This is a genomic window from Burkholderia sp. BCC1985, assembly GCF_905339915.1.
GTDB lineage: Bacteria > Pseudomonadota > Gammaproteobacteria > Burkholderiales > Burkholderiaceae > Burkholderia.
On sequence record NZ_CAJPGY010000001.1, the window covers coordinates 389,744 to 412,154 of the forward strand.

The following is a 22,411-nucleotide window of genomic DNA, read 5'->3' on the forward strand; positions in this document are numbered from 1 at the left end:
CGGCACCGCCGCCATGACGCTTTCCTTGTATTCGCTGTCGGACGACGGCAGGCGACCGGTATAATTGCGTGTTTTGCTGCGGCGTTTCGCGCGCCGCACGCCCGCATTCCAACTTCCCGGCAGGACCACCACCATGACAGCCCTCCTCATCGACGGCAACGCCCTCTCGAAGACCTTGCGCGCGCAGGCCGCCGAACGTGCCGCCGCCCTGACCGCACGCGGCCACCAGCCCGGCCTCGCGGTGATCCTCGTCGGCGCCAACCCGGCGAGCGAAGTCTACGTGCGCAACAAGATCAAGGCGTGCGAGGACAACGGCTTCTTCTCGCTGAAGGATGCGTATCCGGACACGCTGTCGGAAGCCGACCTGCTCGCGCGCATCGACGAACTGAACCGCGACCCGAAGATCCACGGCATCCTGGTCCAGCTGCCGCTGCCCGCGCACATCGACAGCCACAAGGTGATCGAGGCGATCGCGCCGGAGAAGGACGTCGACGGTTTCCACGTCGCGAACGCCGGCGCACTGATGACGGGCAAGCCGCTGTTCCGCCCGTGCACGCCGTACGGCGTGATGAAGATGTTCGAAGCGCACGGCATCCCGCTGCAAGGCGCCAACGCCGTCGTGATCGGCCGCTCGAACATCGTCGGCAAGCCGATGGCGATGCTGCTGCTCGAAGCCGGCGCGACCGTGACGATCTGCCACAGCAAGACGCGCGACCTCGCCGCGCACACGCGCCAGGCCGACGTCGTGGTCGCCGCGGTCGGCAAGCGCAACATCCTGACGGCGGACATGGTCAAGCCGGGTGCGACGGTGATCGACGTCGGCATGAACCGCGACGACGCGGGCAAGCTGTGCGGCGACGTCGACTTCGCCGGCGTGAAGGAAGTCGCCGGCCACATCACGCCGGTGCCGGGCGGCGTCGGCCCGATGACCATCACGATGCTGCTGATCAACACGATCGAAGCCGCCGAGCGCGCCGCCGCGGCCGCCTGAGCGCCTTCGCCCCTCTCGCCCGTCCAGCCGGCGCGCATGCGTGCGCCGGCGTCCCGCCGGCCGCCCGTCGCGGCCGCGTCAGCGCCCTGCCACACTGCCGCGCTCCGCTTCATTCCGCCCCTTTCGACCCTTTCCGGCTCCGCGTCGCGCACCGCCAATCGCCTCGTTAGAAACTAACGATTGGAAAGCGCGCGATGCGCCCCAATAATGTCGATATCGGGCGCCGCCGCATCGCGCCTCACCCTTTTCACCCCGGTTCATCCGGCAACAGACAGGGAGTCTTAATGTCCGCCAGCGCCAATACCAATCCGCTCCTCGATTTCTCCGGCCTGCCCCGCTTCGGCGAGATTCGTCCGGAACACGTGACGCCCGCGCTCGACACGCTGCTCGATGCCGCCAACCGCGCGGTCGACACGGCGAGCGCGCCCGGCACGCCGGCGACCTGGGCCGCGATCGTCGAGACGGTCGAGCAGGCGACGGAGCCGCTCGGGCGTGCATGGGGCGTCGTCGGCCACCTGAACGCGGTCGCCGATACGCCGGAGCTGCGCGCCGCGTACGGCGAAAACCTGCCGCGCGTGACCGAATTCTGGTCGAGCGTCGGCCAGAACCTCGCGCTGTACGAGAAGTACAAGGCGATCGCCGCGAGCGCCGAATACGCGACGCTGTCCGCCGAGCGCAAGAAGATCCTCGACAACGCCCTGCGCGATTTCCGCCTGTCGGGCGCCGAGCTGCCCGAGGATCGGAAGCCGCGTTTCGCGGAATTGCAGGAGCAGCAGGCCGCGCTGTCGAAGGCATTCTCCGATCACGTGCTCGACGCGACCAACGCGTATGCGTATTTCGCGCAGGACGAAGCCGAGCTGGCCGGCCTGCCGGGCGACGCGATCGAAGCGGCCCGCGAGGCCGCACAGAAGGAAGGCAAGGAAGGCTGGAAGTTCACGCTGCACTTTCCGTCCTACTTCCCGGTGCTGCAGTACGCCGAGAACCGTGCGATGCGCGAGACGCTGTACCGCGCGTATGCGACGCGCGCGTCCGAACTCGGGCCGCAATACGGCGGCGGCAAGGCCGAGTGGGACAACACGGCGATCGTCGCGGACGAGCTTAAGCTGCGCCGCGAAGAGGCGCAGATGCTCGGCTACCGCAACTTCGCCGAAGTGTCGCTCGCGCCGAAGATGGCCGAATCGCCGCAACAGGTGATCGCGTTCCTCGAGGATCTCGCGACGCGCGCGCGTCCGCACGCGGACAAGGACTGGGACGAACTGCGCGCGTTCGCCGCGAAGGAACTCGGCCTGACCGAGCTCGCCCCGTGGGACGTCGCGTTCGCGGCCGAGCGGCTGCGCCAGCAGCGCTACGCGTTCTCGGAAAACGAGGTCAAGCAGTACTTCCCGGAACCGGCCGTGCTGAAGGGCCTGTTCAACGTCACCGAAACGCTGTTCGGCGTGCGGATCAAGCCGGACGACGCGCCGGTGTGGCACAAGGACGTGCGCTTCTTCCGCGTGGAGAACCGCGACGGCTCGCTCGTCGCGCAGTTCTATCTCGACCTGTACGCACGCGAAGGCAAGCGCGGCGGCGCGTGGATGGACGATGCGCGTGCGCGCGCCAAGCGCGGCGACGCCGTGCAGACGCCGGTCGCGTACCTGACCTGCAACTTCTCGGCACCCGTCGGCGGCAAGCCCGCCTGCTTCACGCACGACGAGGTCATCACGCTGTTCCATGAATTCGGCCACGGGCTGCATCACATGCTCACGCGCGTCGACGAGCTCGGCGTGTCGGGCATCAACGGCGTCGAATGGGATGCGGTCGAGCTGCCGTCGCAGTTCATGGAAAACTTCTGCTGGGAATGGGACGTGCTGTCGTCGATGTCGTCGCACGTCGATACGGGCGCCGCGCTGCCGCGCGAGCTGTTCGACAAGATGATCGCCGCGAAGAACTTCCAGAGCGGCCTCGGCACGCTGCGCCAGATCGTGTTCTCGATGTTCGACATGCTGCTGCACGTCGACTTCGACCCGGCCGGCACGACCGGCGTGAATGCGTTCGCGCGCGAGATCAACGAGCGCTACCACGTGATCCCGCAGGCCGCGTTCTCGCGCTGGCCGAACACGTTCAGCCACATCTTCGCGGGCGGCTATGCGGCCGGCTACTACAGCTACAAGTGGGCCGAGGTGCTGTCGGCCGACGCGTACGCGGCGTTCGAGGAAGCGGCCGCCGCCAGCGGCAGCGTGCTCGACGCGGCGACCGGCACGCGCTATCGCCGCGAAATCCTCGAAGTCGGCGGCAGCCGGCCGGCGATGGATTCGTTCAAGGCGTTCCGCGGCCGCGAGCCGGAAATCGACGCGCTGCTGCGTCACAACGGGATGGCGTCGCCCGCGCACTGAGCGCGCGCTGTCCGGCTTGTCCGGTTGCATCGAAAGGCACCGCTGCGGCGGTGCCTTTTTTCATGGCGCGGGGGGGTTGGTGTTGGCGTCGTTGGCGTCGTTGGCGTCGTTGGCGTCGTTGGCGGCGTTGGCGGCGTTGGCGGCGTTCGCGTCGTTCGCCTCGTTCGACTCGTTCGCGTCGGTTGCCGCGTTCGCGTCGGCAGCAGCAACATCGTCAGTATCAGCCCGCCCGTCCGCATCGTCATCGAACAGCGAAAACTGCCCGTGACGTTCGGCCGTGTCCTCGTCGATGCGCACGCCCACGCCGAGCAACCGCACGGCCTGCGCGCGCCGTTGCAGCCCCTTCGCGAGCAGCGTGACGGCCGTCTGCGCATTCGTCGCGTCGGCCACGCACTCGACCGTCGTACGCTGGAAATCGGCGAAGCGGATCTTCACGTAGAGCTTGCGGATCGTGCGGGCCGCGCCCGCGCGCGCGATGCGCGCGTCGAGCTGCACGACGAGGCGGCGGATCTCGTCCGCGCATTGCTCGAGCGTCGTCAGGTCGGTCACGTAGGTCGTCTCGACGCTGACCGACTTGCGCTCCTGGTCGGCCCGCACCGGCCGCTCGTCGATGCCGCGCGCCAGCTGGTACAGCCGCCGGCCGAACGCACCGAACTCGCGATGCAGGTCGATCAGCGACCAGCCGCGCAACTGCGCGCAGGTCTGGATGCCCAGCCGGTCGAGCCGCGCGGCCGTCACCTGGCCGACGCCGTGCAGCTTGCGCACCGGCAGCGCCGCGACGAACGCATCGACCTCGTGCGGCCGCACGACGAACAGGCCGTCGGGCTTGTTCCAGTCGGACGCGATCTTCGCGATGAACTTGTTCGGCGCGACACCCGCCGAAACCGTCACGCCGACCGTGTCGTACACGCGCTGGCGAATCTCCCGCGCAATCAGCGTGGCGCTGCCCTGGCACAGCTGCGAACCGCTGACGTCGAGGTACGCCTCGTCGAGCGACAGCGGCTCGACGTCGTGCGTGTAGTCGCGATAGATCGCCATGATCTGCCGCGACGCCGCACGGTACTTGTCCATTGCGGACGGCAGGATCAGCAGGTCCGGACACTTGCGCATCGCGAGCGCCGACGACATCGCGGAATGCACGCCGTAGCGCCGCGCCTCGTAGTTGCAGGTCGCGATCACGCCGCGCTGGTCGGGCCGGCCGCCGACGGCGAGCGGCCGGTTGCGCAGCGACGGGTCGTCGCGCATCTCGACCGACGCGTAAAAGCAGTCGCAGTCGCAGTGGATGATCTTGCGCACGCGCGACGGCGCGTCGCCGGGCGGCGACCCGCGCGGATCGGCAGGCGGGATGATGGTCGGATTCACGGTGCCGATACTGTACAAAAACACAGTGCCCGTTTCAACTGTCGCGTGCTGCCGCGTTCGGCCGACGGCCGACGCCCGGCGCAGCCGGAACGCCTCGAATCGCCTCCACCCGCTCGCCGGCCACCCCCGACCGGCAATGCCGTACAGGTCCGCTTCGCGCGGATCGTACCGCCGCGCGCCCGGACCGGCCCCTATACTCGTCTGCCACGACATATGAAACGCACAGGTGACGGATGAAAACGATCGGACTCATCGGCGGGATGAGCTGGGAATCGTCGGCCGAGTACTACCGGATGATCAATCGCCATTCGAAGGCGCTGCACGGCGGCCATCACAACGCGAAGAGCGTGCTGGTCACGGTGGATTTCGCGGAGATCGAAGCGCTGCAGCGCGCGCAGGACTGGGCCGCGCTCGGCGAACGGATGGCCGATGCCGCGCGTCGGCTCGAAGCGGCCGGCGCCGATTTCGTCGTGCTGACGACCAACACGATGCACCGCGTGCACGGCGCGATCGAGGCTGCCGTATCGCTGCCGTTCCTGCACATCGCCGACCCGACCGGCGCCGCGCTGCGCGCCGCCGGCGTCGAGCGCGTCGCGCTGCTCGGCACGCGCTACACGATGGAGCTGCCGTTCTATGCGGAGCGCCTGCGCGACAAGTTCGGCCTCGACGTGCTGGTGCCGGACGAATCCGCGCGCAACGACGTGCACCGGATCATCTACGACGAGCTGTGTCATGGCGTGATCGATGCCGGGTCGCGCGCGACCTACGTGTCGATCATCGGGGAACTGGCGAAACGCGGCGCGCAGGCGGTGATACTCGGCTGTACGGAAATCACGCTGCTGATCGGCGCGGACGATGTGCCGCTGCCGGTATTCGATACGACCGCGCTGCATGCGAAGGCGGCGGTCGAGTGGACGGCGGGCTGAAAACAAAAAACCCGGCACGGGGCCGGGTTCCTGTCGACGAAGCGCGCATCGGTCACTTGCGCTGCACATCGTCTGGTGTGCTTGGTTGCGGGGGTAGGATTTGAACCTACGACCTTCGGGTTATGAGCCCGACGAGCTGCCAGACTGCTCCACCCCGCGTCAGAGAAATAAATTATAGGGTGATGAAGCACTCACGTCAATACTTTTGTCACAAATTCTTCGCAGGCCGTCGATATCGACACGCACGGCACCGGCTTCGCATCGTGTGTCGCGCGCGTTCGCGCCCCGTGCTCGCGGTAAGATGGCGGCCTTCGCATTCACCCCGCACGCATTCCCGTTCATGAAAATCGCAACTTGGAACGTCAACTCGCTCAACGTCCGCAAGCAGCACGTGCTCGACTGGCTCGCGCAAAGCGGAGCCGACGTGCTGTGCCTGCAGGAACTGAAGCTGCCGGACGAGAAATATCCGCGCGCCGATCTCGAAGCGATCGGCTACCGCAGCTGGTTCGCGGGCCAGAAGACCTACAACGGCGTCGCGATCCTCGCGCGCGACACGCTCGCCGTCGACGAATCGGACGTCGTGCGCAACATCCCCGGCTTCGACGACGCGCAGCAGCGCGTGGTCGCCGTGACGGTCGAAGGCGTGCGCATCGTGTCCGCGTATTTCCCGAACGGCCAGGCACCCGACTCCGACAAGTTCGTCTACAAGATGCAGTGGCTCGATGCGCTGCAGGCGTGGCTGGGCACCGAGATGCAGCGCTACCCGAAGCTCGCGCTGCTCGGCGACTACAACATCGCGCCGGAAGACCGCGACGTGCACGACCCGGCGAAATGGGAAGGCCAGAACCTCGTGTCGCCGCAGGAGCGCGCGCACTTCGCGAAGCTGATCGAACTCGGCTTCGTCGATGCGTTCCGCCGCTTCGAGCAGCCCGAGAAGACCTTCACGTGGTGGGACTACCGGATGTTCGCGTTCCGCCGCAACGCGGGGCTGCGCATCGACCACATCCTGCTGTCGCCGGCGCTCGCCGAAACCTGCACGTCGTGCGAGGTCGATCGCGTGCCGCGCACGTGGGAACAGCCGTCCGACCACACGCCCGTGATCGCGGTCGTCAGCTGAACGCCCTGCCCGCTCGCGCCTGCGCTCAAGCGCGCGCGGGCGCGGGCCCGAGATGCGCCCACAGGAAACCGAATTCCGCCGCGTCGGATTCGGCCCGCTCCAGATCGTCGGCGCTGCCGTGGCCGCCGTCGGTGTTCTCCCAGTACCACACCCGTTCGTGTCCGAGCGCATGCATGCGCGCGGCCATCTTGCGCGCATGCGCGGGATGCACGCGGTCGTCGCGCGTCGACGTCGTCAGCAGCAGCGGCGGATACGCAACGCCTTCGCGCACGCGGTGATACGGCGAGTAGGCGGCGAGCGCCGCGCCCTCGCGCGCATCGTCCGGATCGCCGTACTCGTCGAGCCATGCGGCGCCCGCGTGCAGCTTCGGATAGCGCCGCATGTCGAGCAACGGCACGCGGCACAGCACCGCGCCGAACAGTTCCGGGCGCTGCACCATGCATGCGCCGACCAGCAGCCCGCCGTTGCTGCCGCCCTCGATGCCGAGTTGCGCGGCCGTCGTCACGCCGGTGCGGATCAGGTCCTCGGCCACCGCGATGAAGTCGTCGAACGAGCGCTGCCGATGCTCGCGTTGCGCGTCGACGTGCCAGCCCGGTCCGAATTCGCCGCCGCCGCGGATGTGCGCGAACGCCGCGACGCCGCCGCGTTCGAGCCATGCGATGCCGAGTGCATCGCTGTAGCCCGGCAGGTTCGGAATCGCGAAGCCGCCATAGCCTGACAGCAGGCACGGCCGCGCGACGCGGGCGCTGCCGTCGGGATGCGCCAGGCCATCGAGCGCATCACGCGGCCCGATCAGCGTGTACGGCACGACCGTGCCGTCGCGCGAGCGGGCATTCGCGCGACGCACGACGAGCCCGGCCGCATCGAACCGCACCGGCGGCCGGTCGAGCAGCACGCGACGCGACGGCGCATCGGCCGCGCGGTCGGCCAGATCGGCGAGCCAGCATTCGGGCGGATCGAGATAGGTGTCGACGTCCACGTACACGTCGTCGTTCAGCGTCGACTCGACCGGCTCGACGTCGATCTGCGCGTCGCACGGCCATTCGAACGGCCGCGCGTGCCACGTCCATGCGCCGTCGTCTTCCTGGCGCGGCTGCCACAGCATCGTGCGGTTGTGCACGTCGTCGAGCCAGCTCGCGATCAGCATCGTGCGCGTGTGCGTCCACGTGCACGCGGACGTCGTCGGTCGCGGCTCGAACAGCGTCGTGAGCTCGCGCGACCCGGCGAGGAACGCCTGCTCGCGGATCGCGAGCAGCGAGCCGCCCGCGTGACGCACGCCGCCGCAGTCCCAGTCGAGCCGCGGCTCCAGCATCAGCCAGCCTTCCCAGAAACCGACCTCGACGTGCGTCGGCACGTCGTAGCGCGCCCACTCGCCCGCGTCGGTCAGCCGGTATGCATGCGCGTCGAAGAAATCGACGCTGCGCCACGCGACGTGGCGGCCGTCGATCGGATCGAACCCCGCGCCCGCGCTGATGTCGTCGGGTTCGCCGCGGAACACCACCGGCGCATCGGCGAGCGGCGTGCCGCGCACCCAGCGGCGCGCTTCGTACGGATAGCCGGCGGCGGTCGCATGCGCCTCGCCGCGATCCCAGCTCACGTAGACGGTGTCGCGGTCGATCCAGCCTATCGTGTGATTCCCGGGCACGTCGATCGTGAAGCCGCCGTCGACGAAACGGCGCTGCACGAGGTCGAATTCGCGCACGACGACCGCGTCGGCGCCGCCCGGCGACAACGACAGCAGCGCGCGGTCGCCGTCCGGGTACAGGATCGCGTCCTGCTCGAACACCCACGACTCGCCCTCTTGCGCGCCGAGCGCGTCGACGTCGAGCAGCGTTTCCCACTCGGGCCGGCCCGCGCGCCAGTCGTCCCAGCGCGCGCGGCGCCACAGTCCCTTCGGATGGAGATCGTCCTGCCACAGGTCGTACGCCCAGTCGCGCCAGCGGGTCGGAATCACCGGGCGTTCGCGCGGCAGATACGCCTGCGCGAGCCGCGCGGTCAGCGCGCGATACGCGTCGTCGTCGCGCAGCGCGACCCGCGTGCGCGCGTTCTGCTCGTCGACCCACGCACGGGCACGCTTGCTGTCGAGCGCTTCGAGAAAACGGAAGGGATCGGCCCCGGCGGGCCAGCGGAAGGAATCGGACATGACGGGAGCGCACGTGACGGCAAACCGCGATTATGTCCGATCGCGGCATGCGCGATGCACGCGCATGCCGCGACAGAGGCTTTACGGCTCCAGATGCAGTTCCTGGATCTTGCGCGTGATCGTGTTGCGGCCGATGCCGAGCCGCTCTGCCGCCTCGACCTTGCGGCCGCGCGTGAAATCGAGCGCCTCGCGGATCACGGCCGCCTCGAAGCGGCGCGCGAGCTCGTCCATCACGTCGGCCGAATTCTCGCGCAACAGCCGCGCGACTTCCGTGCGCAACCCGCTTTCCCACATCGGATAGCCGGCCGGTGCGCCGTTCGGCGCGACCGCGACGGGCGCAGCCGTCAACGGCGCACCCGCCGCCGGTTGCACGCGCGCGATGTCGCCACCGCCCACGCTGGTGCCGGCGTGCGCATCCGCGCCGTCGGCCGTCGCCGTCACCGGCGCGCCTGCCGGCACGAGGTCGGGCGGCAGGTCCTTGATCTCGACCGTCTGCGCGGGCGCCATCACGGTCAGCCAGTTCGCGAGATTCTCCAGCTGACGCACGTTGCCCGGAAACGTGAGCGACGTCAGATACGCGAGCGCTTCGTCGGACACGCGCTTCGGCTCGACGCCGAGATCGCGCGCGCTCTTCTGCAGGAAGTGGCGCGTGAGCAGCGCGATGTCCTCGCTGCGTTCGCGCAGCGGCGGCAGCCGCAGCCGGATCACGTTGAGCCGGTGGTAAAGGTCCTCGCGGAACAGCCCCTGCCGCACGCGCGACTCGAGATTCTGGTGGGTCGCGGCGATCACGCGCACGTTCGCGCGCAGCGGGTTGTGGCCGCCGACCCGATAGAACTGGCCGTCCGACAGCACGCGCAACAGGCGCGTCTGCAGGTCGAACGGCATGTCGCCGATTTCGTCGAGGAACAGCGTGCCGTTCTCGGCCTGCTCGAAGCGGCCCTGGCGCGTCGTCTGCGCGCCGGTGAACGCGCCGCGCTCATGGCCGAACAGTTCGGATTCGAGCAGGTCCTTCGGAATCGCCGCGGTATTCAGCGCGATGAACGGCCCGTTCGCGCGCGGGCTGTGACGGTGCAGCGCCCGCGCGACGAGCTCCTTGCCGGTGCCCGACTCGCCGGTGATCAGCACGGTCGCGGCCGAGTGCGACAGGCGGCCGATCGCGCGGAACATGTCCTGCATCGCGGGCGCCTGGCCGAGCATCTCGGGCGCTTCGGCCACACGCTCGTCCTGCGGCGCGCCGCCGCGCAAGCTCTCCTCGACCGCGCGGCGGATCAGCTCGACCGCCTTGTCGACGTCGAACGGCTTCGCGAGATATTCGAACGCGCCGCCCTGAAACGCCGCGACGGCGCTGTCGAGATCGGAGAACGCCGTCATGATGATGACGGGCAGGCCCGGCAGGCGCTCGTGCATCGCCTGCAACAGCTCGAGGCCGGAGCCGCCCGGCATCCGGATGTCGGACACGAGCACCTGCGGCGTCTCGTGGTCGAGCGCGGCCAGCGCGTCGCGCACGTTCGCGAAGCTCTTCGTCGCGAAGCTGTCCCGGGCGAGTGCCTTTTCGAGCACCCAGCGGATCGATTGATCGTCGTCTACTATCCAGATCGGCTTCATAGGTCGGTCAGGTATGGGTGAATCCGGTGAATCGCCATGCAGCCGCTCAATGATCGAGCGGCAGCAGGATCTGAAATTCGGTACGACCGGGCCGGCTCTCGACCTCGATCATCCCGTCGTGCTGCTGCACGAACGTCTGCGCGAGCGTGAGGCCGAGGCCGCTGCCGTCGTCGCGCCCGGACACGAGCGGGTAGAAGATCCGGTCGCGGATCTCCTCCGGAATGCCGGGCCCGTTGTCGACCACGTGCAAGTCCAGTGCCAGCCTGTACAGGCGCTTCGCGATCGTCACCTTGCGTGCGATACGCGTGCGCAGCTCGATCTTCGCGTCGCCCTGCGCGATCCGCTCGCGCAGCGCCTGCGCCGCGTTGCGCACGATGTTCAGCAGCGCCTGGATCAGCTGCTCCTTGTCGCCGCGCAGGTCCGGCACGCTCACGTCGTAGTCGCGCTCGATGGTGAGCCCGCGCGGAAATTCCGCGAGCATCACCGCGCGCACGCGTTCGCATACTTCATGAATGTTCACGTCGCCGACGATGTGCGGATGCCGGTGCGGCTCCAGCAACCGGTCGACGAGCGTCTGCAGGCGGTCGGACTCCTTGATGATCACCTGCGTGTATTCGCGCAACTCGCCGCGCTCGCGCCCGCTCAGTTCGAATTCGAGCAGCTGGGCTGCGCCGCGAATGCCGCCGAGCGGGTTCTTGATCTCGTGCGCGAGGTTGCGGATCAGTTGCTTGTTGACCGCGGTCAGGTCGTGGATGCGCTCCTCGCGATCGGTGCGCGACTGCCGTTCGTTCTCGAACAGTTCGACCAGCACGAAATCGGGCACGGTCTCGAGAAAGCCGACGATCGCATGCACGTGCAGCGGCTCGCGGCCGGGCCGGTCGAGCACGGTATCGAGATGCGTCGCGTGAAAGCGCTCCTGGCCGATCGCGGTGATCGTCGACGCGAGTTCGTTCGCATTGGGGAAAATCTCGCCCCACGGCCGCTGCGCGAGCTGCCGGCGCGAGATGTCGAGCATTGCCTCCGCGGACGGGTTCGCGAACGCGACCCGCAGCGTCTTGCGGTCGAGCACGATCACGGCCGTCGGCAGCGCTTCCAGCCCCGCAAGCAGGCCCGAGCGCGCGAGCCGCTCGTCTTCCGTCAGTCGCTCGGGCTGCCCCGTCTTCGCCTTGATGAGATTCTTCAGAGCCATCGTGCGTGTCGTCGCGCGTTACCGGGTCGGAAATTGGAAATTTTCGGAACAAAAAAGGGACGGCTGGACGCCGTCCCCCTTCAGACTCCGCGGTTCCCGCCGCAGGCCACGCGATGGGAACGAACCGGCATGACGGCGCTGAATCGAAGCGCCATCGCCGATTACAGCGAGTAGTACATCTCGAACTCGATCGGATGCGTCGTCATGCGGAACTTCGCCAGCTCCTGCTCCTTCAGCGCGAGGTACGCATCGATCATGCCGTCGGTGAACACGCCACCGCGCGTCAGGAACTCGCGATCCTTGTCGAGCGCTTCCAGTGCCTGGTCGAGGCCTGCGCAGACGGTCGGGATCTTTGCGTCCTCTTCCGGCGGCAGGTCGTACAGGTTCTTGTCGGCGGCTTCGCCCGGATGGATCTTGTTCTGGATCCCGTCGAGGCCGGCCATCATCAGCGCCGTGAAGCACAGGTACGGGTTCGCCATCGGATCCGGGAAGCGCGTTTCGATACGGCGACCCTTCGGGTTCGACACGTGCGGAATGCGGATCGATGCCGAACGGTTGCGCGCCGAGTACGCGAGCTTGACCGGTGCCTCGAAGTGCGGGACCAGACGCTTGTACGAGTTCGTCGTCGGGTTCGTGATCGCGTTCAGCGCACGGGCGTGCTTGATGATGCCGCCGATGTAGAACAGCGCCAGTTCCGACAGGCCCGCGTAGCCGTTACCCGCGAACAGGTTCTGGCCGTCCTTCCAGATCGACTGGTGAACGTGCATGCCCGAACCGTTGTCGCCGACGACCGGCTTCGGCATGAACGTCGCCGTCTTGCCGTACGAGTGCGCGACGTTGTGGATGATGTACTTCGACCATTGCGTCCAGTCGGCGCGCTGCACGAGCGTCGAGAACTTCGTGCCGATTTCGTTCTGGCCCTGGCCCGCCACTTCGTGGTGGTGCACTTCGACCGGGATGCCGAGCTGTTCGAGCAGCAGGCACATTTCCGAACGCATGTCCTGGAACGTGTCGACCGGCGCGACCGGGAAGTAGCCGCCCTTCGTGCCCGGACGGTGGCCCGTGTTGCCGCCTTCGAATTCCTTGGCCGAGGACCACGGTGCTTCTTCCGAGTTGATCTTCACGAAGCAGCCCGACATGTCCGTGTTCCACTGGACCGAGTCGAAAATGAAGAATTCCGGTTCCGGACCGAAGTAGGCGGTATCGCCGATGCCCGTGCTCTTCAGGTACGCTTCGCCGCGCTTCGCGAGCGAACGCGGGTCGCGCTCGTAGCCCTTGCCGTCGGCCGGCTCGACCACGTCGCAGGTCAGCACGAGGGTCGACTCTTCATAGAACGGGTCGACGAATGCGGCGCTCGGATCCGGCATGAGCAGCATGTCCGACGCCTCGATGCCCTTCCAGCCGGCGATCGACGAGCCGTCGAATGCATGGCCGCTTTCGAACTTGTCTTCGTCAAACGCCGAAACCGGCACCGACACGTGCTGTTCCTTGCCGCGCGTATCCGTGAAGCGGAAATCGACAAACTTGACGTCCTCGTCCTTCACGAGCTGCATGACGTCGGCGACGGTTTTACTCATAACCTCTTCTCCTGATTGAACAATTCCGGCGGACTGGGAACCGCCTCGTTTATCGAGCTGCCCGGAGTCTGGCTTTGGCGCAGCGTGCCCCGGGTCGACCGAATTCTATATAGCAGCTTCCGTGCCAACCATCGCAAAACCGACGCGAATCACGCCGACCCGCGCCGTAGCGGGGCCCGGCTGCGCGATTCCGGGGCCGGGCGCCGCACCGGCGGCGGCGCCTCCGCACCGCAACGGTGCAATCCCGTGGAGGCGACGGCGTCGACGAATCTTTTTGGTGCATTCGTGCCATTCTGCACTCTTTTGGTGAGCGCGTGGGCGGTGCATGCGCCACCGGGCACGCGGACATCCGCGCGGCGGCGCCGCGCTAGAATGTTCGTTTGACCGATACGGAGACCTCCTGCCATGAGTACGCTCGACCAGCTTTACGCGAAGGCCGAAGAACGCCGCGCCCAAGGCGCGCTCAACTATGCCGGCGCCCTGCTGCCGGCCGAGGCATTCGAACTGCTGCAGCTCGACCCGTCGGCACGCCTCGTCGACGTGCGCACCCGCGCCGAACTCGACTGGATCGGCCGCCCGCTCGTCGGCGACGGCCAGTACCTGCACCTCGAATGGACGCGCTATCCGGGCGGCGTGCCGAACGCCGAATTCATCGATCAACTGAAAGCGGCCCTCCCGGCCGATACGCCGATCCTGTTCCTGTGCCGCAGCGCCGCGCGCTCGAAGCTCGCCGCGGTCGCGTCGACGCAGGCCGGCTTCACGAAGGCCTTCGACCTGCTCGAAGGCTTCGAGGGCGGCAAGGATGCCGAAGGCCACCGCAAGACGGTCGACGGCTGGTGCTTCCGGAAACTGCCGTGGATCGGCGCCTGACGGCGCATCCGCCCAGGCACGCCCGACTGCCACATCGTCGAGCCGGGCGATGACATCCCGATGACGGGCCGCGTTGCGCGGCCCGTGGTTTTTGCAGGGCCGTTCAACGGCCCGCATGCGCGATCGACGCGCGCGGCCTTCAGGCGCGCGGCGCCTCGGGTTCGACCACGTCGCCGCCGAGCAGGTGCACGCCTTCGCGCAGCTTCACGAACGCGGCCGCGACCGCCTCCGGCTCGCCCTTCACGCCGAGGTCGATATGCCGGCGCGCATAGATCCCGCCGCGCTCGGCATCGCCGACGCTCGGCAGGCTGAACACGCGCACACTCGGGAAATCGCGCTCGATCTTCTCCATCAGCGGCGTGAGCGTCGACTCCGGCAGTTCGAACACGTACAGCGAGCGCTCCGCGTGCGGCGTCGCGTGATGGAGATGCCGGTACTTCGTGTCGAGCACCCATTCGATCATCGGCCACGCCATCACCGGGAAGCCCGGCACGAAATGGAGATCGCCGACCGAGAAACCGGGAATCCGGTTATAGCCGTTCGGGATGATCGTCGCGCCCGCCGGGAACACGCCCATGTTGAAGCGATGCTGGTTTTCCGGCGATTCGAAGTCGACCGGCGTGGCCGCATCGGTGTGCGTCTCGCGAATGCGCTCCGAGATCAGCGCCTTCGCTTCCGGATGCAGCACGAGCGGCACGCCGAGCGCGGCGGCCGCGCATTGGCGCGTGTGGTCGTCCGGCGTCGCGCCGATCCCGCCCGTGGAGAACACGATGTCGCCCGACGCGATCGCGCGCGCGAGCGTCGCGGTGATCCGCGCCGGATCGTCGCCGACGTATTCGGCCCAGTCGAGCGCGAGGCCGCGCGCGCCGAGCAGTTCGATGACCTTCGCCAGATGCTTGTCCTGCCGGCGGCCCGAAAGGATTTCGTCGCCGATGATGATGATGCCGATGCTCATGCCTGCCCCATGTCGATTGCGGTGGCGCGCGAACTCGCGCGCAGGTCGTCCAGCGCGCGCAGGCAATAGTGCCCGAACCACAGCGCCGAGAAGACGAGGATGAAAGCGTAAACCCAGATCATGGCCGCCGCCACGAACGGAAACAGCACCATCATCCAGACCGACGACACCCACACGAAGGTCGGCACGGTGCCGAGCAGCCCGGTCGCGACGCCGATGCCGATCAGCGGCCAGCGATGCTGGCGCACGAGCGCGCGGCGTTCGTCGCGGCTCGCGTGCTGCGCGAGCGCGTCGTAGGTCATCACGCGGTACGTGAGCCAGCCCCAGATCACCGGCGGCAACAACGCGAAGAACGGCGGGATCAGCCACAGCGGAATCGTGACGACGAGCAGCACGACACCCACGATCGCCGCGCCGAGCGAATTGAACACGCTGCCGAAGAACGTGCCGCCCCGCTTCGCCTCCAGCGCGGCGAACTGCCGGTTCGACAGGTGCCTGATCACGACCGGCATCGAGATCGTCGCGATCAGCAGCAGCACGGTCAGCACGATCAGCGGAATCGCGAGCGACACGACGACGAACGGCGCGACGACCGCATGCAGCTGCGACATCCCGAGCGCGTCGAACGCGCGGTACAGCGCGGCGGTCAGCACGAAGCCGTCGAGCGCGCCGCGCGCGGCGTCGATCAGCGTTTGCCACGAGAACCACAGCACGACGCCCCACAGCAGCGCGGAGACGACGAACGGCATCAGGGTGAGCCACAGCATGCGCGGGTGCAGCGCGCTGGCGAACGCCCGGACGAAGGAGCGCAGCAAGTCGTTCATGCGAACCTGTATCGACGATGAAAAACGGGAAAAGGATAAACCACACGGCCCGCATGCGCCAAAGCGCATGCGGGCCGTGCGGGAAAGCCGTTCAACGGGAAAGTGACGCGCTCAGGCCGACGCCGCGCCGCGCTTCGCGGGAACGAGGCGCCGGAAGATCCGCACGAACGCGAGGCCGTGCTGCGCCCAGAAGCCTTCGCCGTAGGACACGCCTTCGACCTGCTCGCGGATGCCGGTCGGCTCGACCGTGCGGTTCCACGACGCGGTGCCGAACATCATGTCCCACCACGGGAACAGCACGCCGAAGTTGCAGCCGTACTTGGTGCCTTCGTGGCCGTAGCCGACCGCGTGGTGGCGCCGGTGGAAGGTCGGGCTCACGAGCAGGCGCTCGCCGAGCCAGCCGAACGACAGCCGCGCATTCGTATGCTGGATGCTCTGCACGAAGTTCGTGACCGCGGTCAGCACGACGAACTGCGACGGCGTCACGCCGATCACGAGCGCGATCGCCGCGAAGAAGCAGGATTGCAGCACGTTGTCGAGCAGGTGGTTGCGGTCGTCGCACCACAACGACATCTGCCGCTGGCTGTGATGCACCGCGTGCAGCTCCCACCAGATGCCGAACTTGTGCTGCCAGCGGTGATACCAGTAGCCGGCGAAGTCGAGCACGACGAGGTAGATCGCGAACGCGACGATCGGCCGCGAGGTCACGCCCGGCCACAGATAATCGAGGTTGACGTTCGCAACGCCGTGCAGGCGCAGCCACGCCTGGAAGCGGTCGAACACCGGCTGCAGCGCGAAGAAGAAGAACAGCGTGTAGATGCCGAGCTTCGAGATCGCGGTATAGATCACGTCGACCCGCACCGCGCGGCGGTTCTTCCAGCGCTCGACGGGCGCGAGCGCCTCGAGCGGGCGCAGCAGCGCGAACATCAGCACCATCTGGAGCGCGCCGATGATCACCCAGTACAGCGCGTCGTAGGTGTCCTCGTCATAGTCCATCAGGTTGAACTTGAAGAGGAGCGGCTGCACGACGTCGACGTACAGCCAGGTCTGGATGTCCGACACGAACGCATCGATCAGGTGCAGCATCGTCCGCCTCCGCCCGTCACGCGCCGTTCGCAGCCTTCCACGGCGCGCGGTCGTAGAAGTAGATGCCGTGCGGCGAACGGCCGACGGAGATCGTCTGCACCAGCTTGCGCGAGGCCAGGTCGATGATCCCGACCTTCTTCGCGAAGCGGAACGTCACCCACAGCGTCTTCTTGTCGGCGGACAGCTCCATGTCGTCCGGGCCCGGCAGCAGGCCGGTGATGTCACCGACCTTGGTGAGCGTGTTCTCGTCGATGATGCTGATCGTGTTCGCGACCCGGTTCGTGATCGCGACGTGCGTGCCGTCGGCGAGCGAGCGGAAGTTGTGCGCGCCCTTGCCGGTCTGGATGGTCTTCACGACCTTCTGATTGCGCCAGTCGACGACCGCGACGTAATCGGCGCCCGTCATGCCGACCAGCAGGTACTTGTCGTCCGGCGTCATCCACAGGCCCGCCGGCACGTTGCCGACCGGCATCTTCCACTTGACCGTCTGCGTCGCGAGGTCGACCGCCGCGATCTCGCCGGACACCTGCAGCGACACGAGCACGGTCTTGCTGTCTTTCGTGAACGCGATGTGACTCGGCATCACCGCGAGCGGCAAGCGCTTCACGAGATGCAGGTCGCGGCCGTCGTAGCTGTAGATGTCGAGCCGGTCGAGGCGCAGCCCGGTCGACACGAACCACTTGTTGTCGGGCGAGAAGCCGAGCTGGTACGGATCCTCGATGCCTTCGACCGTGCGCTGCAGCTTGCCCGTCTTCGGATCGACGAACATCAGGCTGTTCGAGACCGAATTCGCGACGATCAGCGACGAATTGTCCGGCGTCGCCATCAGGTGGTGCGGCTCCTTGCCGGTCGGCATCGTGCCGACGACCTGGCGGGTCTGCTGGTCGATCAGGGAAAGCGTCGCTTCGGCCGAATTGAGGATGATTACGTTATTCGCGTGCGCGGCAGGCGCCAGCACGGCGGCGGCCAGCGCAAGCGTGCGGCCGAAGGAAAGGAAAGTGCGCATGAAGACTCACGTCGTGGAACAGCAGTGATTGTAAAACGCTCGACCGGCCCTGCCGGTTGACGGAAGTCGGCCCTGCGCCACTTCGACGCACGCCGCGGCCGCCGTGCGGCCTGCCGCGGCAGGCGCCGCGCGGCCGGCCGGGCCGGCCGCCGGTGCGGGCCCGGAAAACCGCCGTTGCGCTAGCGCTGCATCGACTCCCAGACCTTGTGCAGACGCTTGACAGAGACAGGCATCGGCGTGCGCAGTTCCTGCGCGAACAGCGAAATGCGCAGTTCCTCCAGCAGCCAACGGAATTCCGCGAGCCGCGGGTCGGCGACGCCGCCGCGCTGCGACACCGCGCGCTGGTACTGCTGGACGAGCGGCAGCAGCTCGCCGGACTGCTTCGCGTCGCGCGCCGGGTCGGCCTTCAGCTTGTCGATCCGCAGCGCGATGCCTTTCAGGTAGCGCGGGAAGTGTGCAAGCTGCACGTAAGGCGTGTCGATCACGAAGCGCTTGCCGACCAGCGCGGCGAGCTGCTGCTGCAGATCCGCGTGGGCCTGTGCGAACGGCTTCGCCTGCGCGAGCTTCTTCGCGAGCCCCGCGTACTCGGCGAGGATCTGCCCGACGAGCCGCGCGATCTCCTGCGCGAGCAGGTTCAGGCGGCTGCGGCCTTCGTCGCGACGCGCGTGGAAGCTCGCGTCGTCGTCGGGCAGCGGATCCTGCAGGCACGCACGGTCGAGCGCCGTGTCGATCAGCTGGTCGCGCAGCTCGTCCTGCGTGCCGAGCGACATGTACTGCATCGCCATCTCGCGCAGCCCCGGCAGGTTCTTCTCGAGGAACTTGATCGGCTCCTTCAGCTGCAGCGCGAACAGCCGCCGCAAGCCGGCCCGGTGGATCCGCGCGGCCTCCTCCGGCGAGTCGAACACCTCGACGTCGCAATGCGTGCCGCGATCGACGAGCGCCGGATAGCCGTACAGCGTCTGGCCGCGCCGGCGGATCTCCAGCAGCTCGGGGAGCTTGCCGAAGTTCCACGTCGTCAGGTTCTCGTACAGCGCGGTCGCGCCGGCTTCCGCCGGGGCTGCCGTGTGCGGTGCGACGCCCTTGCCCGGCTTGCCGCCCTTCGCCGCCGAAGCCGCGGAACCCGCCGTGGCAGGCGGCGCCGGCGTGGCGCCCGCGTCGTCCGCGCCGGCTTCGCCGCCGGGCGCGATCGTCGACGCCGCCGCGATCTTCTGGAACTGCTGCTGCGCCTGCGCGCCGAGTTCCTGGCGCAGTTGCGCGAGATTGCGCCCCATCGCGAGCTGGCGGCCGTGCTCGTCGATCACCTTGAAGTTCATGAACAGGTGAGCGGGCAGCGTCTCGAGCTTGAAGTCGGCCGTCTTCATCGCGACCTGCGTCTCGCCGCGCACGTCGGCGATCAGCGCCTCGACGAGGCCGCCCGCGCCGAAGCGCTCGCGGCCCGTGCGCTCGACGAAGCCGGCTGCGTACTCGGGCAGCGGCACGCAATGCCGGCGCAGCTTCTGCGGCAGCGACTTCAGCAGCAGCTGCACCTTCTCCTTCAGCATCCCCGGCACGAGCCATTCGCAGCGGCGCGCGTCGACCTGGTTCAGCGCGTACAGCGGCACCGCGAGCGTCACGCCGTCGCGCGGCGTGCCGGGTTCGAAGTGATAGGTCAGCGCCATCTCGACGCCGGCCATCGTCGCGCGCTTCGGAAACAGCTCGGTCGTGACGCCCGCCGCCTCGTGGCGCATCAGGTCGTCGCGCGACAGGTACAGCAGGCGCTGCTTGTCCTCCGCCTGGCCGCCCTTCTTCACTTCATCCCGATACCAGCGCTCGAACGCGACGCCCGTGTGAATTCCTTCCGGAATCGCCTGGTCGTAGTACGCGTAGATCAGCTCGTCGTCGACCAGCACGTCCTGCCGGCGCGACTTGTGCTCGAGCTGCTCGATGTCGGCGAGCAGCTTGCGGTTGTGCGCGAAGAACGGCAGCTTCGTGTCGAATTCGCCTTCGACCAGCGCGCCGCGGATGAACAGCTCGCGCGCCCGCGCCGGGTCCTGCTTGCCGAACGCGACGCGCCGGCGGTGGTAGATCGGCAGCCCGTACAGCGTCGCGCGCTCGAACGCGCTGACCTGCGCGGGACGCTTTTCCCAATGCGGCTCCGACAGCGATTTCTTCAGCAGGTGGGCGCCGATCTTCTCGACCCACTCCGGCTCGATCTTCGCGAGGCAGCGCGCGTACAGCCGGCTCGTCTCGACGAGTTCGGCCGCCATCACCCAGCGGCCGGCCTTCTTCGCGAGCGCGGAGCCCGGCCACAGGTAGAACTTGATCCCGCGTGCGCCGAGGTAGTGCGGATCGTCGTCGGCCTTCATGCCGAGGTTGCCGAGCAGGCCCGTCAACAGGGCCAGATGCACCTGCTCGTAGGTCGCCTCGACCTCGTTGAGGCGCCAGCCGTGTTCACGCACGACCGTCAGCAGCTGCGAATGGACGTCGCGCCATTCGCGCAGCCGCAGGTGCGACAGGAAATTCTGCCGGCATGCGTCGATCAGCTGGCGGTTCGACTTCTTGTGCGCGACGGCCTCTTCGAACCACGCCCAGATCTTCAGCCATTGCAGGAATTCGGAGCGCTCGTCGGCGAACCGGCGGTGCGCCTGGTCGGCCTGCTCCTGCGCTTCGATCGGCCGGTCGCGCGGGTCCTGCACGGACAGCGCGCTCGCGATGATCAGCACCTCGCGCAGCGACTGCTGGTCGCGCGCGGCGAGAATCATCCGGCCGACGCGCGGGTCGAGCGGCAGCCGCGCGAGTTCGCGGCCGAGCGGCGTCAGCGCGTTGTCGTCGTCGACCGCGCCGAGTTCGTTGAGCAGCTGGTAGCCGTCCGCGATCGCGCGGCCGGGCGGCGGCTCGAGGAACGGGAACGATTCGATCGCCGTCAGGTGCAGCGATTTCATCCGCAGGATCACCGACGCGAGCGACGAGCGCAGGATTTCGGGATCGGTGAAGCGCGCGCGCGCCTGGTAGTCGCTTTCCTCGTACAAGCGGATGCAGATGCCGTCGGCCACCCGGCCGCAGCGGCCCGCGCGCTGGTTCGCGGCGGCCTGCGAGATCGACTCGACCTGCAGCTGCTCGACCTTGTTCCGGTACGAATAGCGCTTCACGCGCGCGAGGCCGGTGTCGACGACGTAGCGGATGCCCGGCACCGTCAGCGAGGTTTCGGCCACGTTGGTCGCGAGCACGATGCGGCGCGCGTTCGACGCCTTGAACACCTTGTCCTGGTCGGCCGCCGACAGCCGCGCGAACAGCGGCAGGATCTCGGTGTGCGGCGGATGGTGCTTGCGCAGCGCCTCGGCCGCCTCGCGGATCTCGCGCTCGCCGGGCAGGAACACCAGCACGTCGCCGGGGCCTTCGCGGCACAGTTCGTCGACCGCGTCGACGATCGCGTCCATCAGGTCGCGCTCGGCCTCGCGCGCGGTCTTCACGCGGTCGCGGCCGCCCGTGCCTTCGGCGTTTTTCACCGCCGGGCGATCCTCGGCCACCGGGCGATAGCGCATCTCGACCGGATACAGCCGCCCGCTCACCTCGATCACGGGTGCCGGGCGCTCGTCGGTGCCGAAATGGCGCGCGAAGCGGTCGGCGTCGATCGTCGCGGACGTGACGATCAGCTTCAGGTCGGGCCGCCGCGGCAGGATCTCCTTCAGGTAGCCGAGCAGGAAGTCGATGTTCAGGCTGCGCTCGTGCGCCTCGTCGATGATCAGCGTGTCGTACGCCTTCAGCAGCGGATCGGTCTGCGTCTCGGCGAGCAGGATGCCGTCCGTCATCAGCTTGACGGACGCGCCCGGCGCGAGATTGTCGGTGAAGCGCACCTTGTAGCCGACCACCTCGCCGAACGGCGTGCCGAGTTCCTCCGCGATCCGGCGGCCGGTCGACGATGCGGCCAGGCGCCGCGGCTGCGTATGGCCGATCAGGCCCGTGCCGCCGGCGCCGAGGCCGCGGCCGAGATCGAGACAGATCTTCGGCAGCTGCGTGGTCTTGCCCGAACCCGTCTCGCCGCAGACGATGACAACCTGATGACCGGCGATCGCGCGCGCGATTTCGTCGCGCTTGCCCGACACCGGCAGGCTTTCGGGGTAAGTGATCGGCGGAACGGGATTCGGCGCGACGGTGGCGCGCGGCGGACGCTCGCGGCGCGGAGCGCGCTCGCCGGCGGCCTGCGGTGCGCCCTTCGCGGACGACTGGCGCGCATCGCCTCGCCGTTCGTCGCCGCGCGGCGCGTGGGCCGGCTTGCCCGCCGGCTTTTCCTGCTGCTGGCGCGGCGGCTGGCCCTGCTGCTGACGCGCGTCGGCCGCACCATCCGGGTGCTTCGCCGACGGCGCTTTGGCCCGCGTCGGCGCGGGACTTTTAGGTACATTCGACATGGG

The 22,411-nt window shown here is 68.0% G+C and carries 15 protein-coding genes and 1 tRNA gene; 5 read left to right on the plus strand and 11 right to left on the minus strand.

Features of this window, described 5'->3' with window-relative positions; genetic code table 11:
• Positions 1-133: 133 nt before the first annotated feature.
• Complete coding sequence (folD, locus tag U4Z31_RS01815) at positions 134-991, plus strand: bifunctional methylenetetrahydrofolate dehydrogenase/methenyltetrahydrofolate cyclohydrolase FolD (protein ID WP_124522157.1); 858 nt, start codon at positions 134-136, stop codon at positions 989-991.
• A gap of 284 nt (positions 992-1,275) precedes the next feature.
• Complete coding sequence (locus tag U4Z31_RS01820) at positions 1,276-3,363, plus strand: M3 family metallopeptidase (protein ID WP_321809276.1); 2,088 nt, start codon at positions 1,276-1,278, stop codon at positions 3,361-3,363.
• Between the two features lie 60 nt (positions 3,364-3,423).
• Here the strand turns inward: U4Z31_RS01820 and dinB are convergent, their stop codons facing one another.
• Positions 3,424-4,749: a DNA polymerase IV gene (gene dinB / locus U4Z31_RS01825; RefSeq protein WP_321809277.1), complete on the minus strand. Its 1,326-nt coding sequence runs from the start codon at positions 4,747-4,749 to the stop codon at positions 3,424-3,426.
• Between the two features lie 209 nt (positions 4,750-4,958).
• Between dinB and U4Z31_RS01830 the strand changes: the two genes are divergently transcribed.
• A complete protein-coding gene (locus U4Z31_RS01830; RefSeq protein WP_321809278.1) occupies positions 4,959-5,651 on the plus strand; it encodes an aspartate/glutamate racemase family protein in 693 nt (230 codons plus the stop codon).
• 82 nt (positions 5,652-5,733) lie between these two features.
• Here U4Z31_RS01830 and U4Z31_RS01835 read toward each other — a convergent pair.
• Positions 5,734-5,810, minus strand: a tRNA-Met gene (locus tag U4Z31_RS01835).
• 181 nt (positions 5,811-5,991) lie between these two features.
• On the opposite strand from U4Z31_RS01835, the gene xth reads away from it, so the two are divergent.
• The gene (gene xth / locus U4Z31_RS01840) at positions 5,992-6,768 is read left to right on the plus strand and encodes an exodeoxyribonuclease III (RefSeq protein WP_221622524.1); all 777 of its coding nucleotides are present in this window, start codon (positions 5,992-5,994) and stop codon (positions 6,766-6,768) included.
• Between the two features lie 25 nt (positions 6,769-6,793).
• Here the strand turns inward: xth and U4Z31_RS01845 are convergent, their stop codons facing one another.
• The 4 genes from U4Z31_RS01845 to glnA form a co-directional block, all read right to left on the minus strand.
• The gene (locus tag U4Z31_RS01845) at positions 6,794-8,911 is read right to left on the minus strand and encodes a prolyl oligopeptidase family serine peptidase (protein ID WP_321809279.1); all 2,118 of its coding nucleotides are present in this window, start codon (positions 8,909-8,911) and stop codon (positions 6,794-6,796) included.
• Between the two features lie 81 nt (positions 8,912-8,992).
• Positions 8,993-10,516 (minus strand): nitrogen regulation protein NR(I), encoded by a 1,524-nt coding sequence (gene ntrC / locus U4Z31_RS01850; RefSeq protein ID WP_321809280.1) that lies wholly within the window; start codon positions 10,514-10,516, stop codon positions 8,993-8,995.
• A gap of 46 nt (positions 10,517-10,562) precedes the next feature.
• On the minus strand, positions 10,563-11,705 hold the full coding sequence (gene glnL / locus U4Z31_RS01855; protein WP_044849106.1) for a nitrogen regulation protein NR(II): 1,143 nt from the start codon (positions 11,703-11,705) through the stop codon (positions 10,563-10,565).
• A gap of 161 nt (positions 11,706-11,866) precedes the next feature.
• The gene (gene glnA / locus U4Z31_RS01860) at positions 11,867-13,282 is read right to left on the minus strand and encodes a type I glutamate--ammonia ligase (protein WP_044849105.1); all 1,416 of its coding nucleotides are present in this window, start codon (positions 13,280-13,282) and stop codon (positions 11,867-11,869) included.
• A gap of 405 nt (positions 13,283-13,687) precedes the next feature.
• Between glnA and U4Z31_RS01865 the strand changes: the two genes are divergently transcribed.
• Positions 13,688-14,152 carry a rhodanese-like domain-containing protein gene (locus tag U4Z31_RS01865; RefSeq protein ID WP_044849104.1) on the plus strand — a complete coding sequence of 155 codons (465 nt, stop codon included), beginning with the start codon at positions 13,688-13,690 and terminating at the stop codon, positions 14,150-14,152.
• A gap of 139 nt (positions 14,153-14,291) precedes the next feature.
• Here U4Z31_RS01865 and U4Z31_RS01870 read toward each other — a convergent pair whose 3' ends face one another.
• The 5 genes from U4Z31_RS01870 to hrpA form a co-directional block, all read right to left on the minus strand.
• Entirely contained in the window at positions 14,292-15,107 is an 816-nt protein-coding gene (locus U4Z31_RS01870; protein ID WP_044849103.1) for a competence/damage-inducible protein A, read from the minus strand.
• Positions 15,104-15,931 (minus strand): EI24 domain-containing protein, encoded by an 828-nt coding sequence (locus U4Z31_RS01875; RefSeq protein ID WP_044849102.1) that lies wholly within the window; start codon positions 15,929-15,931, stop codon positions 15,104-15,106. The genes U4Z31_RS01870 and U4Z31_RS01875 overlap by 4 nt, the downstream gene beginning before the upstream one ends.
• Positions 15,932-16,042: 111 nt before the next feature.
• A complete protein-coding gene (locus tag U4Z31_RS01880) occupies positions 16,043-17,017 on the minus strand; it encodes a sterol desaturase family protein (protein ID WP_044847671.1) in 975 nt (324 codons plus the stop codon).
• Between the two features lie 16 nt (positions 17,018-17,033).
• Positions 17,034-18,023: a beta-propeller fold lactonase family protein gene (locus U4Z31_RS01885; protein ID WP_044847670.1), complete on the minus strand. Its 990-nt coding sequence runs from the start codon at positions 18,021-18,023 to the stop codon at positions 17,034-17,036.
• 179 nt (positions 18,024-18,202) lie between these two features.
• Positions 18,203-22,408, minus strand: a complete 4,206-nt coding sequence (gene hrpA / locus U4Z31_RS01890; protein ID WP_321809281.1) for an ATP-dependent RNA helicase HrpA — start codon at positions 22,406-22,408, stop codon at positions 18,203-18,205.
• Positions 22,409-22,411 lie beyond the last annotated feature (3 nt).

Bases quoted from the DNA above. Each gene is read 5' to 3' on its own strand.
- U4Z31_RS01875 (WP_044849102.1), bottom strand. From the start codon at position 15,931: ATGAACGACTTGCTGCGCTCCTTCGTCCGGGCGTTCGCCAGCGCGCTG.
- xth (WP_221622524.1), top strand. From the start codon at position 5,992: ATGAAAATCGCAACTTGGAACGTCAACTCGCTCAACGTCCGCAAGCAG.
- U4Z31_RS01845 (WP_321809279.1), bottom strand. From the start codon at position 8,911: ATGTCCGATTCCTTCCGCTGGCCCGCCGGGGCCGATCCCTTCCGTTTT.
- ntrC (WP_321809280.1), bottom strand. From the start codon at position 10,516: ATGAAGCCGATCTGGATAGTAGACGACGATCAATCGATCCGCTGGGTG.
- glnA (WP_044849105.1), bottom strand. From the start codon at position 13,282: ATGAGTAAAACCGTCGCCGACGTCATGCAGCTCGTGAAGGACGAGGAC.
- U4Z31_RS01870 (WP_044849103.1), bottom strand. From the start codon at position 15,107: ATGAGCATCGGCATCATCATCATCGGCGACGAAATCCTTTCGGGCCGC.
- hrpA (WP_321809281.1), bottom strand. From the start codon at position 22,408: ATGTCGAATGTACCTAAAAGTCCCGCGCCGACGCGGGCCAAAGCGCCG.
- glnL (WP_044849106.1), bottom strand. From the start codon at position 11,705: ATGGCTCTGAAGAATCTCATCAAGGCGAAGACGGGGCAGCCCGAGCGA.
- U4Z31_RS01880 (WP_044847671.1), bottom strand. From the start codon at position 17,017: ATGCTGCACCTGATCGATGCGTTCGTGTCGGACATCCAGACCTGGCTG.
- folD (WP_124522157.1), top strand. From the start codon at position 134: ATGACAGCCCTCCTCATCGACGGCAACGCCCTCTCGAAGACCTTGCGC.
- U4Z31_RS01885 (WP_044847670.1), bottom strand. From the start codon at position 18,023: ATGCGCACTTTCCTTTCCTTCGGCCGCACGCTTGCGCTGGCCGCCGCC.
- U4Z31_RS01820 (WP_321809276.1), top strand. From the start codon at position 1,276: ATGTCCGCCAGCGCCAATACCAATCCGCTCCTCGATTTCTCCGGCCTG.
- U4Z31_RS01830 (WP_321809278.1), top strand. From the start codon at position 4,959: ATGAAAACGATCGGACTCATCGGCGGGATGAGCTGGGAATCGTCGGCC.
- U4Z31_RS01865 (WP_044849104.1), top strand. From the start codon at position 13,688: ATGAGTACGCTCGACCAGCTTTACGCGAAGGCCGAAGAACGCCGCGCC.